General features: G+C 54.0%; 12 protein-coding genes and 2 pseudogenes. 8 read left to right on the top strand and 6 right to left on the bottom strand.

Annotated features, from left to right (window positions below):
- Nucleotides 1-18 precede the first annotated feature (18 nt).
- Together rocD and DU000_RS13185 are read left to right on the top strand one after the other, a co-directional pair.
- Nucleotides 19-1287: pseudogene (gene rocD / locus DU000_RS13145) on the top strand (ornithine--oxo-acid transaminase); the annotation flags it as partial.
- A gap of 183 nt (nucleotides 1288-1470) precedes the next feature.
- A complete protein-coding gene (locus tag DU000_RS13185) occupies nucleotides 1471-2262 on the top strand; it encodes a dimethylarginine dimethylaminohydrolase family protein (protein ID WP_476704057.1) in 792 nt (263 codons plus the stop codon).
- Here the strand turns inward: DU000_RS13185 and DU000_RS04380 are convergent.
- Nucleotides 2255-3136 (bottom strand): DODA-type extradiol aromatic ring-opening family dioxygenase, encoded by an 882-nt coding sequence (locus DU000_RS04380; RefSeq protein WP_114402168.1) that lies wholly within the window; start codon nucleotides 3134-3136, stop codon nucleotides 2255-2257. The genes DU000_RS13185 and DU000_RS04380 overlap by 8 nt on opposite strands.
- A gap of 8 nt (nucleotides 3137-3144) precedes the next feature.
- Complete coding sequence (gene gstA, locus DU000_RS04375; protein ID WP_114402167.1) at nucleotides 3145-3753, bottom strand: glutathione transferase GstA; 609 nt, start codon at nucleotides 3751-3753, stop codon at nucleotides 3145-3147.
- Between the two features lie 153 nt (nucleotides 3754-3906).
- On the opposite strand from gstA, the gene DU000_RS04370 reads away from it, so the two are divergent.
- Nucleotides 3907-4833 (top strand): LysR family transcriptional regulator, encoded by a 927-nt coding sequence (locus DU000_RS04370; RefSeq protein ID WP_114402166.1) that lies wholly within the window; start codon nucleotides 3907-3909, stop codon nucleotides 4831-4833.
- A gap of 101 nt (nucleotides 4834-4934) precedes the next feature.
- On the opposite strand, the gene rho is transcribed toward DU000_RS04370, so the two are convergent.
- Nucleotides 4935-6197, bottom strand: coding sequence for a transcription termination factor Rho (rho, locus tag DU000_RS04365; protein WP_114402165.1), 1263 nt, complete (start codon nucleotides 6195-6197; stop codon nucleotides 4935-4937).
- 312 nt (nucleotides 6198-6509) lie between these two features.
- Nucleotides 6510-6836 carry a thioredoxin TrxA gene (gene trxA / locus DU000_RS04360; protein WP_114402164.1) on the bottom strand — a complete coding sequence of 109 codons (327 nt, stop codon included), beginning with the start codon at nucleotides 6834-6836 and terminating at the stop codon, nucleotides 6510-6512.
- 313 nt (nucleotides 6837-7149) lie between these two features.
- Here trxA and DU000_RS04355 point away from each other — a divergent pair, with 313 nt between their 5' ends.
- The 4 genes and pseudogenes from DU000_RS04355 to DU000_RS04340 all read left to right on the top strand — a co-directional run bounded on the left by DU000_RS04355 (nucleotide 7150) and on the right by DU000_RS04340 (nucleotide 14402).
- The gene (locus DU000_RS04355; protein ID WP_114402163.1) at nucleotides 7150-10227 is read left to right on the top strand and encodes a PD-(D/E)XK nuclease family protein; all 3078 of its coding nucleotides are present in this window, start codon (nucleotides 7150-7152) and stop codon (nucleotides 10225-10227) included.
- On the top strand, nucleotides 10197-13796 hold the full coding sequence (locus DU000_RS04350) for a UvrD-helicase domain-containing protein (protein WP_114402162.1): 3600 nt from the start codon (nucleotides 10197-10199) through the stop codon (nucleotides 13794-13796). Before DU000_RS04355 ends, DU000_RS04350 begins: the two co-directional genes overlap by 31 nt.
- Nucleotides 13797-13854: 58 nt before the next feature.
- A pseudogene (locus DU000_RS13140) lies at nucleotides 13855-14007 on the top strand (hypothetical protein); the annotation flags it as partial.
- Nucleotides 13986-14402, top strand: a complete 417-nt coding sequence (locus DU000_RS04340; RefSeq protein WP_114402161.1) for a hypothetical protein — start codon at nucleotides 13986-13988, stop codon at nucleotides 14400-14402. The pseudogene DU000_RS13140 and the gene DU000_RS04340, both read left to right, overlap by 22 nt.
- A gap of 51 nt (nucleotides 14403-14453) precedes the next feature.
- On the opposite strand, the gene DU000_RS04335 is transcribed toward DU000_RS04340, so the two are convergent.
- Nucleotides 14454-14729, bottom strand: coding sequence for a hypothetical protein (locus tag DU000_RS04335; RefSeq protein ID WP_240001799.1), 276 nt, complete (start codon nucleotides 14727-14729; stop codon nucleotides 14454-14456).
- 33 nt (nucleotides 14730-14762) lie between these two features.
- Nucleotides 14763-15050 carry a FixH family protein gene (locus DU000_RS04330; RefSeq protein ID WP_158529629.1) on the bottom strand — a complete coding sequence of 96 codons (288 nt, stop codon included), beginning with the start codon at nucleotides 15048-15050 and terminating at the stop codon, nucleotides 14763-14765.
- A gap of 200 nt (nucleotides 15051-15250) precedes the next feature.
- Between DU000_RS04330 and DU000_RS04325 the strand changes: the two genes are divergently transcribed.
- On the top strand, nucleotides 15251-15529 hold the full coding sequence (locus DU000_RS04325; protein WP_114402159.1) for a hypothetical protein: 279 nt from the start codon (nucleotides 15251-15253) through the stop codon (nucleotides 15527-15529).
- Nucleotides 15530-15784 lie beyond the last annotated feature (255 nt).

Here is a 15784-nt window from a genome sequence, read left to right as displayed (position 1 = left end):
ATTGAGAAGGAGTCTCCCATGGGTGCCGCCGATTTAATTTTTTCCTCTCCAACCAAGGCTCAAGCAAGTGGGCTATCAGGGCTCTCGGCATCAAGCCAGCTCATACAGCGTGAACAGCAGGTCGCCGCTCATAATTACCATCCCCTGCCGATTGTGATTGAACGAGGCCAGGATGTGTGGTTGTGGGATGCCGACGGCAAGCGCTATCTGGATATGCTCAGTGCTTACTCTGCTGTGAGTCATGGACACCTGCATCCGACGCTCGTCGCAGCAATGCAAGCGCAATTAGAAAAGGTGGCCGTCGCCTCACGCGCCTTTCACAGTAGCGCACTCGTTCCCTTTTTGGAAAAGCTCTGTGCCATGAGCGGCTTCGAGCGAGCGCTGCCAATGAATAGTGGGGCTGAAGCGGTTGAGACCGCCATCAAAGCGGCGCGGCGCTGGGCTTATCAGGTCAAAGGGCTCCCCCCCAACAGTGCAGAAATTTTAGTGGCAAGACAAAATTTTCATGGCCGCACAACAGGGATTATCAGTTTTTCCAGCGAACAGGATTATCGCCACGGCTTCGGCCCATATATGCCAGGCTTCAAAAGCTTTACCTTTGGCGATATGGCAAGCCTCGATGCCCAGCGTAGTGGGCATACCTGTGCTGTTCTGATTGAGCCGATTCAGGGCGAGGCCGGGATTGTCTTACCGCCAGCAGGTTGGTTAAAAGCGGTGCGGGCATGGTGTGATCAGCATCAGATATTGTTGATCTTGGATGAAATTCAATCTGGTTTAGGCCGTACAGGGCGCTTATTTGCATACCAGCATGCTGATATTCGTCCCGATGCGGTGATTGTTGGTAAAGCCCTGGGCGGCGGGCTATTGCCTGTTTCCGCTTTTCTGGCAGACCGTTCTTTGATGGATGTGTTTAGCCCCGGTAGTCATGGGTCGACCTTTGGTGGCAATGCCCTCGCGGCAGCGGTGGGTTTTGCGGCGTTAACCGTGCTCGAAGAAGAGAATCTGATTGCCCGCAGTGCGGCATTGGGGCAGGTGCTGCTTGCCGAATTACACAGGTTGCAGCAACGTTATCCTACGCAGATTCAAGCCGTACGGGGCTTGGGTTTGTGGGCTGGCGTTGATATTCGCGCCCCGTATCGTGCCCGCGATCTGGTCGAGCGCCTGGCGCAAAAAGGCGTGTTGTCGAAAGAGACGCATGACACCGTGATTCGCTTTGCGCCACCGTTGACCATTACCCGGGCGGATTTGCTTTGGGCCCTCGCGCAATTTGAGGCTGTGTTGGCCGAGACAGCGCAATCGGAGAAGGGGCAATTCAGTGCGGAGCGGCCATACCACGACACTGGCAACGCCACCCCAGTGAGCACCGCGCCACAGGCAGCGCCTTCGCAGCCGCTTCCTGCGGCAAGCTCCCCCCGCTTTTTACTGAGCGCCCCGGATCATTTCACCGTGAGTTATTCCATTAACCCTTGGATGCAACCACAAGCCTGGGCCCCCCAGGCTGAGCGCCTCAAGCAAGATGCGCAGTGGGGCTGGCAGCAACTGCGCCAGCAATACGAATTGTTGGGCGCGCAGATCGAGCTGCAGCCGCCGGTTGCCGGGTTACCAGACATGGTATTCACGGCAAATGCAGGGGTTGTCCTGGATGGCAAAGTGTTATTGGCCCGTTATGCCTGCCCTGAGCGCCAAGGGGAAGAACCGCATGGTCAGGCAATCTTTACCGCGCTATGTCGCCAGGGGGTGATTCAGTCACTCCATTACACCCCGGTAGGCGTTCCTTTTGAAGGGGCGGGCGATGCGATCTGGGATGCCCAACGTCAACTATTTTGGTGTGGTTATGGGCAACGCAGCAGTTATGCCGCACGTCAGACCCTTGAAGCGGTCTTTCAAACTCCAACGCTGGCCTTAGAGCTGGTTGACCCGCGCTTTTATCACCTAGATACCTGCTTTTGTTTGTTAAGTGGTGGCGAAGTGATTTACTACCCCCCTGCTTTTAGCGAGGTCGGACGTCAGCAGTTAGCCGCCGTTGTTGGTTCCCAGTTGATTGAAGCTGGCGAGGATGATGCGCTACATTTAGGCGTTAATTCGGTGTGTATCGGTCAGGACATTGTCATGTGCCATTGCTCTCCGGCGCTGAAGGCCAAGCTCACTGCACTGGGCTATCGGGTCCACGTGATCCCGCTGGGTTCTTTCAATCGTTCGGGTGGTGCTGCCTATTGCCTGACCTTACGGCTTGATTCACGTCGGCGCGCTACCCTTATTTGAACAAATAGCTATCCAGGGCCAAGCCGGGCCATTCCCAGCCCTTGAATAATGGCTGGGCTTGGAGAGCCTGACCCGCAGTAAAAGCGGCCCCCAACGCGACGAATAGCGGTAGAAAATGTTCGGGGGTAGGGTGCGCCGTGGTTGCGGCAGGGGCGCTTTGTTCCCAGCTCAACAGTTGCTTACAGGCAAGCGCTTGGGTTGTTACGTTTTGGAGTTGATCGAGATGTGTCTGCAGCCAATCGCAGAATGCTTGTGCGTAGGCCGGAACCGTCTCGTCGTGCTGTTGCATTGCACGCATAGCAAGGCCCAAATTATGGGTGGTATGACCTGACGCCAGTATTAAGACCCCCTCGGCGCGTAACGATTGCAGAGCCTGGCCAATTTGCCAATGGTGGCTAGCGGGTAAAGCGGGCTGCACTGAGAGTTGTAGCACGGGGATATCCGCATCAGGATACAGATACCGCAGCGGCACCCATGCCCCGTGATCGAACCCCCGACAGCCTTCTCGTTGGCAGGGTAACCCAGCAGCATGGAGTTGGTCCTGAATCCGCTCGGCCAAGGCGGGCAGCCCTGGGGCTGGGTAGCTCAAGCGATACAGCGCTTGCGGAAAGCCAGCGAAGTCATGAATTGTCGCCGGGTTGGGAGCGCTGCTGATCAACGGTAAGGTGGATTCCCAGTGGGCTGAAATCACCAGCACCGCCGTTGGCCGAGTCCATTGATCACTCAGCTGCTGCCACAGGCGATTAACGGCACTTGGCGTTATCGCTTGCATTGGCGACCCATGCGATAAAAACAAGGTCGGTAGCAGGCTGTCTCGCGCAATGAATGGCTGCGGGAGTGAGGATACTTGGGGGCTTTCAACGGCGGTACGCATGGTCTGACCTAGGCCTTTACGCCCTCAGCCTCGAGGGCGGCGGCGACGGCGGGCAGCGTCGCTATGCGCTGGAAGTAGGCATGTAACACGGGCCATGCTTGCAAATCAATCTCTACCCATCGCGTCCAAAACAAGACGGTAAAGAGATAGCCATCGGCCACACTAAATTGATCACCCAAGAGATAAGGCTGAGCGGCGAGATGATGACTGACAACATCCAATTTTTTGCCCAATGTGGCCCTTACCAACGTTTTCCATTCGGCCGGCGCTTGGGGATTAAAGAGCGGAGAAAAGCCCTTATGCAGCTCACTGGTAATGAAATTTAACCATTCCTGTAGCCGGGTCCGCGCGAAAGTGCCATTCGCTGGGGCAAGATTGGCCGCCGGGTTGAGATCGGCAATGTACTGCACAATCGCGGGCCCTTCTGTAATACGCTCCCCGTTGTCCAGTTCCAGGCAAGGGACAGAGCCTTTGGGATTGATTTGATAAAAGTCGCGACCATCTTGCGTCTGCTTACTTTTTAGATCAACTTTTATCAGCTCAACGGCCATGCCGGCCGCACGCAGGGCGATGTGGGGGGACAGAGAACAGGCAGCGGGCGAATAGTACAGTTTCATTTTTTCTCCTTAAGCGAAGGTTGTGAGCAGAAAACATCAATCTAAGATCGACACCGATACAATAATCCTCAATAAAAATAAGATAAATAGTCTGTTATGTAATATATTGTCATATAAAGTGGGATTATTAAGTGGAATAGTGAAGGAGGGGATGTGGATAGACTAGAGGCAATGCGGGTGTTTTGCCGCGTGGTCGAACTAGGTAGTTTTGCCGCGGCAGCAGATAAGTTGGGGCAGTCTACCTCGGCCGTCTCGCGCTGGGTTGCGCAGTTGGAAAGCCATTTGCAGGTGCGTTTGCTCAATCGCACGACGCGTCGCATCAGCTTGACTGAAAGTGGTCAGGCTTACTATGAGCGTGCAGCACACCTGCTCACCGAGCTGGATGAAGTGGAATCCGCCGTCAGTGAACAAGCGGTGGTGCCGCGCGGCACCCTCAAAATCACTACGTCCACCGGGTTTGCGGTACACCACCTCGCGCCTGCGTTGGCCGCCTGTCGGCAGGTGCATCCGCAGTTGCAATTTAATGTCTCGATCAGCAGCCGTAAGGTGGATTTGGTGGAAGAGGGCTTTGATCTGGCCTTGCGCATTGGTGACCCTGGGTCACAACATGTGGTGGCCCGCCCAATTGGCAAAACTAAATTGCTGTACGTGGCCTCGCCGGATTACCTGAAACGCCATCCGCCCATTCAAACGCCTAGTGATTTAGCCGCACATAACTGTATTACCTACGAGCACGATAGTGATGGCGGCATCTGGAATTTTTACGATGAGCAGGGTAATAAACACGCCGTACAAGTACGGGGCGAGGTACATACCGATAATGGTGAGTTCATGGTGGAAGCCGCTGCGCATGGCGCGGGCATTGGCACCGGGCCGTGCTTTATTGTACGTAGCTACCTCGAAGCGGGGCGCTTGGTGCGAGTATTGCCAGCATACAGCGCGGACGAAATGACGATTTATGCCGTGTACCCCAACCGTAAGCATTTGTCGGCCAAGGTGCGCACGTTTGTGAGCTTTATTCAGCAGTGGTTAGAAAATCAAAATCAAGAGCAATCAGCATGTCCTTCATCACCACAATAGAACTCTATGCCGAAGGCGTGACTAGTTATCAGCTCCTAAACAAAACGGCCACTCAATGAGTGGCCGTTTTGTTTGAAACCCTGTTGATGCAAGCGAAAGGCTTAGCCCCCGCGACGCATCATGTCGAAGAACTCGCTGTTGTTCTTCGTGGATTTCATTTTGTCCAGCATGAACTCCATCGCTTCGATCTCGTCCATATCGAATAGCAGTTTGCGCAACACCCAGACTTTCTGGAGGAGGTCTTTCGGAATGAGCAGTTCTTCGCGACGGGTACCGGACTTGCCGAGGTTGATGGCAGGGTAGACGCGTTTCTCCGCCATGCGGCGTTCGAGGTGAATTTCGGAGTTGCCAGTGCCTTTGAATTCTTCGTAAATCACATCATCCATGCGGCTACCGGTGTCGATCAGCGCGGTGGCGATGATGGTGAGTGAACCGCCTTCTTCAATGTTACGGGCGGCACCAAAGAAGCGTTTGGGGCGTTGCAGCGCATTCGCATCCACACCGCCGGTCAAAACCTTACCGGAGCTAGGCAGTACGGTGTTGTAGGCGCGGGCAAGGCGGGTGATGGAGTCGAGCAAAATCACCACATCGCGTTTGTGTTCAACCAAGCGCTTGGCTTTTTCAATGACCATTTCCGCGACTTGCACGTGGCGTGCAGCGGGTTCATCAAACGTCGATGCAATCACTTCGCCTTTCACGGAGCGCTGCATTTCGGTTACTTCTTCTGGGCGCTCGTCGATCAAGAGCACGAACAGCTCAACATCAGGATGGTTGGTGGCAATGGCGTGCGCGACGTTTTGCAGCATCACGGTTTTACCGGATTTAGGCGGGGCGACGAGCAAGCCGCGTTGCCCTTTACCAATCGGGGCGATGATGTCGATGATACGGCCCGTTAAATTTTCTTCGGCGCGAATGTCACGCTCCAAAGGCAACGGCTTATCGGGATGCAGTGGGGTTAAGTTTTCAAACAGAATTTTGTTTTTGGTGGACTCGGGGCCTTGGCCGTTGACGCGATCCACTTTGACCAGCGCAAAGTAACGCTCGCCGTCTTTGGGCACGCGCACTTCGCCTTCAATGCTATCGCCGGTGTGCAGATTAAAGCGGCGAATTTGCGAAGGGGAGATATAAATATCGTCCGGACTAGCCAGATACGAGGTTTCGGGCGAGCGCAGGAAGCCAAAGCCGTCGGGCAAGACTTCAAGGGTGCCGTCACCAAAAATCGATTCGCCTTGTTTGGCGCGACGCTTGAGAATGGCAAACATGAGTTCTTGCTTGCGCATGCGGTTGGCGTTTTCGATTTCCAGTCCGAGAGCCATATCGACAAGCTGCGTGACATGCAGCGCCTTGAGTTCAGATAAGTGCATAAATTTATGAGTGACTTGCTAGTATGTGACTGCCCCAGTGTGATATCGATTTAATCGTTATCATTTCAATGACTTGGGCAAAACCAGTTTGGTTAATTAAGAAAGTGTTGGAATGGGGTCAGATGCGCAAGGATGCGACGTTGACCAGAAACGAACTACTTGCATCGTGCTGTTAGCAACCTCCGCGGTTGCCAAAACAACTTCAACCACAAGTTTACCTTATTTTCGGGCTTTGTGAGGGGCAGAGAGAGGATTCCTGATCGGTAGCTATTGCCCTAACGCCACGGTTTAGGCATTAGGGCTGCACTGGTATCACAGGTGGCTGTCTAAAAATGCCGTTAGCTGTGATTTTGACATGGCCCCAACTTTGGTCGCGACCACCGCGCCATTTTTGAACAACATCAGGGTCGGAATCCCACGGATGCCAAATTTCGCGGGCACTTCCTGATTTTCGTCAACGTTCATTTTCGCGACAACCAACTTGCCAGCGTAATCATTGGCGATTTCGTCCAGAATAGGGGCAATCATTTTGCAAGGACCACACCATTCAGCCCAGTAGTCCACTAGCACTGCTTGGTCCGCTTTGAGCACATCGTCATCAAAACTGGCATCGGAAATATATTTGATTTTGTCGCTCATGGCGGCTCCTCAACGATCAATAATAAAATAACAGAAGGAGTATAAAACGGATTTGCGGACTCTGCACTCTGCCTTCACAGGCAATACGTGGGGTGATATTCGTGCTTTTCAAGGCGAGTTTACGCTTTATTCGCCCGCAGGCTCGGTCAAGTCGGCCCGAAACGGGGTTTGGTGCTGCTAAATTGCGGCTGCAGTCTTAAAACCACAATGTTGGCAATAGCGCCAGAATCTTGGCTACCATCCTGTACCTTCTTGCCTCATGTCCTGGCTTGGTGGTTTCTAATCATGAGAGAAAATCTAGCGTTGTAAGCGTATGCCCCTCGTTAAAGAATCTTATTTTCCCACTGCTGACTGCTGGCCGCTTTTGCTGCAGGCGGTTCGTACCTGGGCGGCGCAACAGCAGCCCAGCCCGGTGGCGGACTGGAGCGCGCTTTGGTTAGTGCTGCCCAGCCATGCCCATATTCACCTTTTCCAGCGGCTTTTGCGGCAGGCTTTAGGGCCAATTATTCCCCCGCGCTGTTTCACGCTTGAAACGCTCGCAGAAGATATTGGTGCCGCCACGGCCCCCGCGCCAATCAGCGAAGACGCACGGCTATTAACCGTCTACACCGTGTTGCGGGCGCAGCCGCTGTTGCAAAAAATGATGGGGGCGCAGTCCCAAGAAGACGCGGCATCAACGACGCAAACGAATTTATGGCGGATCGCCCGGCAGCTCTTGAGCCTATGTGATGAGCTTAGTCTTTACTTGCCAGCAACCGCAAACCCGTTACTGCAGCCCGCGCAATTAGAGCACTTCTTGCAGCAACATTTTGGTCCTCGCGCTACGCTGCTGACCCTCGAAAGTCGCTTACTGCTCACGGTCTGGCAAGCTTTGCATGATCAGCGCAGCCCTGTAGCGGTGCAGTTGGCGCGGCTGGTTGGCGTTACTCAGCAGCTTGCTAATTGGCAGTGTCAGGCCTTATGGGTCATGGCGTTAGAGCCACTGCCACCGGTGTTGGCAGCCTGGCTCTCGTTAGTGAGCGAGCAACATGCGGTCCGCCTGTGGTTACCTGCGCCTGCCGCCGCCGCGCCCAGTGCCGAGCCGTGGTCGACATTACTCTCCCTCGCATGGCCAGAATGGTATCAGGGTGAGTGGTCAACGCCGGGGTCTAGCGCGGTCGAGCCTGCGCTAGTGCGTGCGCAGGCGTTTGCCACCCGCATGACCCAACCAGCGTTTCCCCCTTTGCCGTGGCAAATTGTTGCCTGCCAGAGTTTGGAAGAAGAAGCGCTCACCGCCACCCGCTACATCTGCGCGATGCAGGAACGTTGGTTGGCCGAAACTGAGCCTGTCCCGCGTCAGTTATTGGTCGTCGCGCAAGACGTTGTGGTCGCCCGTCGGACGCAAGCGTTGCTTACCCGCAAGGGGCTGGTGATTCGCGACGAAACCGGCTGGAAACTCTCCACGACAGCTGCCGCAACCATTCTGATGCGCTGGCTAGAGGCGCTAACTCAAGAAGCGCCTTGGACCACGGTGCTCGATTTCTTGAAATCTCCCTTTATGGGATTGCTGGGTGCTGATGAGCGGGCAGAACTGATCCAGCAAGCCGACGCGTGCTGGCGTCAAACGCAGACGCGCCAGGGGTGGCAGGCGTTATCAGCGGCGCTATCAACACACACTGGATTGCCGCTCCATGCCCAAACAGCATTTAAGATGCTGGCCGACACCGCCGCTAAGCATCCGACGCGGGCAACCCTCAGCGCGCATTTGCAAGCGCTGTTTGCAGCCCTTGAGTGCCTTGGGGTTACGGCCAACTGGCTAAGAGACGCCGCGGGCCTACAGCTATGGCAAGCGCTACAAAAAGTGTATTGGGATGAGGAGATTGGCTATTCTCAAGCTCAACCAACTCGCGAGGATCTGCCGCTGAGCGTGGCCGAGTTTCGCGCCTGGCTTGACCACTTTTTGGAAACGCATCCCTTCATTCCACCGCAACCTCAGCCCCTAATGAGTGATGCCACTCTACCCGCGACGATTGACATTACTTTTGTCTCTCTGGCGGGCGCACGCTTGCGCCCCTGTGATGCGCTGGTCATTTTGGGGGGCGGTGCCACGGTGCTACAAGCAGGGAATCAAGAACTCTTTTTCTTTGGCGAGCAAGTGCGCCGTGAGCTTGGCCTACCCACCCGCGCGCTTCGTCAAGCGTCTGTCGACTCAGCATTGTGCGCGCTCTTTGCCAGCCAGCGCCCGCTATGCTGTACTTGGCGTGCGCAAGAGCGGGGTGAACCCTTGGCGCTGGCTGCCCCCTTGGCCCGCCTGGATTTGTTTTGTCGTCTGGTGGCGGCCGCCCCGCCCACAGCAGGGCAAGTTACGGGGGAGGGCGCTTTGCTGCCCCCGCTGGTGCGGGCGTATGTTCCCGAATTGTTGTCGCAAGTGAGCACGCCGCGAATGGGGGCCGCCATTCCCATGCAAGCGGCACTTTTACCGCAGCAAGTTAGTGCCCAGGCTTGGGAAAAACTGGTTGCTTGCCCTTATCGATATTGGGCACAATCGGTCTGGCGGCTGGCTGAGCGAGCAGACATAGCGCCACTCGCCAGCCCTCGTGATTATGGTGCGCAAGTGCATCAGATTCTCGAACAGGCCCATCAACAAGCGGCTCAAAGCGGACGGGTAGATGCCCCCGCACTCGCAAAGCTCATCCCTAAGGTGGCGGCGACGTTATTTAACGAGTGGGCCAAGCATTTCGCCGATGCCTTTATTTGGGCGCATCGTTTTGGCCAGTGGTTGCCTTATTTTCTAGATTGGTGGAGTGCAGCATATACAACTGGCTGGCGCTGGCAGGCCAGTGAGCAGCAGGCAGAGCGACATTTGGACCTGGGGAATGGGCAGACACTGCGTTTATATGGACGGTTGGATCGTATTGATGCAAACCCTGTCGCCAAGGAATGGCGTGTTTTAGATTACAAAACGCAGCGAGGCGAGCGCCTGCGTGAAAAAGCCGCCCAGCCCGGAGAGGATGTACAGCTCTTATTCTATGGATTGTTGCTAGCTCAGAAACTCGCCGCCGAGGGGGCCGAGGCACGGCTGTGGGCGGCGTATTTACCGGCAAGCTTACCCAGTAAAAAACCTACCGCAGCGCAAATCACTCCGCCACCAGTTACCGCACGGACGGGCGCGGCGCACAACCCGACGCAATCGGAAACCACGGCGGGATTACGCTTGTATGCCTACTCAACCGCAGAGGAGGACCCCGCCACGGAATTTGCAGCCTTGCTCGCTGCAGAGGAGAAGCGTCTGGCAACGGTCTGGACACAATTGCAAGCTGGGGCGGCGTTACCCGCGCACGGGATTCCGGCGGTCTGTGAGTATTGTGAGGTAAGCGGCCTATGTCGCCGACGCGATTGGAGCGCGCCATGAGTGCCTACACCTTGAATCAAGAGCCGGTATCCCATGCCACGTTCGTTAGCGTCGCCCTAGATCCTGCGCAGAGCGTGACCGTTGAGGCGTGTGCTGGCAGCGGTAAAACTTGGCTCCTGGTGGGCCGGATGTTGCGCTTACTGCTGGCAGGGGCGGAACCCAGCAGTATCTTAGCGATTACCTTTACCCGCAAAGCGGCACAAGAAATGCAAGCGCGGTTGCTCACACTGCTAGAACAGCTAGCTGGCGCGCCCGCAGCCCAGGCACTCACGTTGCTAGAGCAACGTGGCTTACAACCAGCCCAGGCACACGCCTTGTTGACACGGGCCAGAACCCTCTATGACCTGGTTTTACAAGCCCAACCCAGCCTGAAAGTTCAAACATTTCATGGTTGGTTTTGGGAAGTCTTACGCCGCGCCCCCTGGCGGCTTGAGCCGCCTGACTTGCCACGTCAAGCGGGCCGCGCAAGCGTCAATCAATGGGGTCGGCCACGCTGGCCACAGCCACAGGCGGGCTTGTTGGAGCAGACAGAGCGCCTGCAAGAAGAGGCCTGGCATGATTTTCTTGCACACGCCAATCGTGACCTTAGTTTGCAAGCGCATTACCTCACGCTACTACAGTTTGTGACGCAGCCGCGTGACTTGCTGGCGTCACTCTTTCACCAGCGGGCAGAGTGGTGGGCTTTTGCCGCTGCTCAGGAAGCGCAGGGGCGGGAGCCGATTGAGGCCGCCCTAGCGATTTGGGCCGATATGCCCAACCAAGACCCGCGCCTGGACTGGCAACAGCCACCCCTACAAGCGGCCTGCCAGGCGATTATTGAGAGTGTGCCAGCGCACCCTGAGCTGAATGGCAGCGTGCGCGACTTACTGCAGCGGTGCCAAGATTGTCTGGCTACGATAACCCCCGCAGGGCTGCCTGAAGTGAGCGTGCTCGGCGCTTACCGCCATTTCTTTGCCGCCGTGTTGACGCAAAAAGGGCAAATTCAAAAAAATCTGATCAATCAAAAACAACTGGGATTAATCGGTGCGCGGCAGGCCAGTTATGTGCAAGCCCTGGAAAGCCTGGCTGCGCATTATCACGCGCTAGAAGCTAACTACGAAGACTGGCAAGCATGCCGCCTGAACCAGGCGGCATGGCCCTGTGCGCTGGCTTGGTTAGAAGCCTACCAGCAGCGCAAGGCAGCGCGGCAAGTGCTCGACTTTACGGATATTGAGTGGCACACACGCGAATTATTGCAAGACGATCGCTATGCTGCCTACATGCAAATGCGCCTGGATGCGCGCTACCAGCATTTGTTATTTGATGAGTTTCAGGATACCAATCCGTTCCAGTGGGGCATTATTCAAAGCTGGTTAGCCGGTTATGGGCGCGACGGTGAGCGCCCCAGTGTTTTTATTGTGGGTGATCCAAAACAATCGATTTATCGCTTTCGCCGCGCTGATTCACGTTTGTTTGCCAGTGCCGGTGCCTGGTTACAGCAGTATTTTCAGGCGCAAGCCCTGCGTACCAACCACACTTGGCGCAATGCAACGGCAATTATTGAGACTGTGAATAGCCTGTTTCTGGCCTTGCCAGAGGCCATGCGGCCACAAGATTTCGCGCCCCAAACAACCCAAGCCCAGCAACAAAACTTACCTCAGCCAGAGGGCACAGACAGCACCACTGCTATGCTTTCGGGCGTCTATTGTTATCCCCTTGCTGACAGTGAGCCAGCACCGCCAGGCCTCGCCGAGGCGGTGATTGAGCCCGTTGCTTCAACGACATTACCGCAGTTTCGTAACCCACTTTTACTACCAGCGACTGACGTACCCGATGAGCGCCGAGTGCAAGAAGCCACTGCGCTGGCAAGCTTGATTCAAGGTTTATTACCAACCCTCACCGTGACAACCGCACTGGGGGAGCGACGGCCTGCGAACTATGGCGATGTCATGATTTTAGTACGCACCCGAACACATATGGCTGCCTACGAACAGGCCTTGCAAGCGGCAGGCATCCCGTATGTCAGTGATCGTCGAGGGGGGTTGCTGGAAACGCCAGAAGTGCAGGACTTGTGTGCCTTACTGCGTTTTTTAAGCGAGCCCCATGACAACTTGGCACTCGCCCAAATCCTAGCCGCTCCCTTTTTTGCGCCAGTATTGACAGAGGCCTATGGCAGCACAGAAAATGGGTTGAATCATCTGGCGATGGCGGTACAAGCTCAGCGCCAGCACTGGTGGCAGGCGTTGATGCAACTGGCCAGCACCCTGTCTCAGCCAGTCTGGCAGAGGATTCGGGCGCAATTGCAAGATTGGTTGGAACACGCCGGGCGACTCCCTGTGCATGATTTGCTCGATCGAATTTATCACCAAGCAGCATTACTGGCGCGCTACACTGCTTGCGTGCCCGCAGTAAGGGTCGCCCAAGTGCAGGCTAACTTACGCGAGTTTCTTGCCCTTGCATTGAATTTAGATGGGGGGCGCTACAGCAGTGTGAGCCGTTTTTTGCAGGAAATCAGCTTGCTGCGTGAGCTGAGCCAGCAAGAATCGCCAGACGAAGCGAGCCTGATCGGCACCGAGCATGCCGTTGTACGATTACTCACCGTACACGCGGCGAAAGGCTTGGAAGCCCCCTTGGTGTGTTTAGCTGATGCGACCTATCAGCCCAAAGAAGGGCGACCCGGTTTGCTATTTGATTGGCCCCCAGCGTTAAATGCCCCGCGGCAAGTGTCATTTATAACCGGTGCGCAGGGCCTCGGTAAGCGGCGCGAGGCACTCTGGCAAACTGAGCAGGCCCTGGCGCAACGGGAAGCGCAGAATCTACTTTATGTGGCACTCACCCGCGCTCAGCAACTGGTGGTGGTGACAGGCGTTCCCAGCAAAAAAAATAGCGGGGAAGCGAGCTGGTATCAGCAGATTCAACCCCATAGCCAGTCTCTCGATACCCTAAATCTGGCTTTACAGTCTGCTTCAACTGCGGGCCTTGCCGCTGGCTTGAAGCATAGCGCGCGCGACTATGATGATTTCTGCCCACCAGCGATTGCCGATAGGTGCGATCCCCTCGCTTACATCACCACCCCGCAACACACACAGCCCTCGCACGACAATGAAAAAATATCCGTTGCGGAATCAGCCGCACAGCAGTTGGGCACTGCATGGCACGGTGTCTTACAGCGGATACGTACTCACCACCACGCTGAGGCGATCTTAACCACCATCTTACCGCGCTATGCCTTACCCCATGGGCTTCGCCAACAAGTGCGCCAAGCGGTAAAGCAAGTGATTTCTGCGCCAACATTAGCCCCATTTTTTAGTGATGCGGCGCTGCGGATTGAAACCGAGCTTTCGCTCCTAAATGAGCATGGCGAACTGAAACGCCTAGACCGTTTGGTGGAGCTACACGACGCTTATTGGATCTTGGACTACAAGTGGGCGGTTAGCGCGGCTAACTTGGCTGACTATCAAGCCCAACTGCAACACTATCGAGCCTCTTTCGCTGCCGTGCTATCCCGCGAACCTTGGCGTAACCCACTGCAAAAACCGATACGCTTAGGCCTGATCACCCCCGAAGGAAGATTGATTGAAGTGGTTTAACGGCGATTTGTCGTATCCAGTTTAGTAAACCCTATACTGTAATCCGCGTGGTCAAAAAGTATACACGGATGATAAAACATACATTACACCTGATGCAGATGGACACAATAGGGGAGTTTGGAAAATATTTGATGCTCAGGAAACAGGCTTGGAACCTATGATTCAGTTTAAACAAAATTGGGAAATGAAATGTTCGATATTGCATGTATAGAACGTAACTCAAAAATATTTTGCTCCACGACACTGAATGATCACACAGAGATTACCCCACTCACTTTGACATTTTGGAATACAGATCAATATATTGCGCAATGGCTTGATGCAATTAATAATTTAGTGTCAGGAACACATATGAAAGTTGGTTTAATTACCGACATTCAGAGTCCAGCAGATAGTTCTGGAGTAGTGTATTGGGCGGTATACCGAGATAATAGCGTGGTCTATTTTCAAGAGCATTTCTGTAGAAAAATCGATCACTCAAAAATTCAAAGCAGAGGGTACCTAGAAAGTTTGATCCTGCCGCGAAAAAGCAATGAAGAATTTTCTGAAGATGTATCTGAGTGGATTCTAGATATTCTTGATTTGAAGAATTGGCTTCACAAGTAATGAATATTGTTCATTACAGCTGTGTCTTGGATACAAACTAAAATACTTCAATCAACGTATAAATCGCCTGGTGTAAGCTTCTTCTTGTTTCTCGCTGTGTAGATAGTAGGTCAGCATGCTGGCAATCGCGGTAAATGTCCAGATCAACAGGAATCCTACTGTATAGGCGGCCATGCGGCTATCGGGTACGTAGGCACCATAGAGAATGAGATCGTGCGGATCGATCGCTGAAAAAAAGAGGCCTGTCGCTGCGGCCGCCATGAGAAACGAGGGCCACAAAATCACCATGCCTCGGTAAAGTATTTTGCGAATCAGAAATGTCAACATGGCGTGCTCCTGGCGCAGGCTGCCGGAAAGATTTTAGGGTGTCCCCAACATTAAGCTGGGGGTAGGCTGGTCAGCGCTAAGCAGCCAGTGCCCTTGCAGTCGCCAGCGAAATTCTGTGTCTTCAAGAAGAATAATCCAGCGCGTTGTTTGATGTTGCTCACCAAGCGTCGGCAGGGTGCCGAGCCATTCGCCAGTATGGGTTTGATACTGCAGAGCGATTAGCTGATCTTGCTTGGCTTGGGTGGGATGAATCAGCCGCAGGCGCAAGCCTTGTGGTGGCGTGTAGGCTGGTTTGTTTTCGAATAAATGGGGACGTACCACTAATAAATCTGGGACGAACAATAAATCGCGGGGTAAATAGGGGACGGGGGGGGAATAGCGAAGTTGAGCATGTACAAGGATATAAAAGAGGTTAGTGATTTAATAGGATTTTGAAGGCCATTCAATCACTTATACAAACTCAGTAAAAATGGATAGCCTCACGGATGACTACGTAATACTTGAACGCATAGGAATGCATAATGCCAAAGAAAACAGTGCAAATAACACTAAGTCGGGGCATGCCCGGGCATGCAATACTTGATCCAGTACTAGATTATTTACTGGCACAAGGTAACCAACTGGCTACAAGTTATAGATGGGCGAGTAACCCAACGGGCTTGGTTGCGGTGGTTCGTTTCCCGATAAACTTTAACCAACTCGAAGAAGAGTTTGATTTTCCACCGGACATCATTTTGGATAAAAAATACGGTTGTATAGATTATGGTTATGGACAAATAGTCATTCGTTCGAGCTCATAAAGAGAGAGCGATATCAGTGCGGTGTCAGGTATTGCAAGAGCTATCTTTTCTTAATAAATGTCTTAATTAACGCATAAATCGCTTGGTGTAGGCTTCTTCTTGTTTCTCGTTGTGTAGGTAGCGATACGGCACCTAGTTGTAGCGTAATTTATGTTGAATCATGACGATGATGGTCAATTTTTCTACCATGATTGTATTTTCAACACACTATTTTTAACGAGAATTCACTCAGGCCGCCGCTTCGATACTCTTATA

The organism is Parvibium lacunae (genome assembly GCF_003335215.1).
In the GTDB taxonomy this organism is placed as follows: Bacteria; Pseudomonadota; Gammaproteobacteria; order Burkholderiales; family Burkholderiaceae_D; genus Parvibium; species Parvibium lacunae.
Note: the sequence above shows the minus strand (reverse complement) of the source record. Positions and strands in the feature narration are given on the sequence as shown.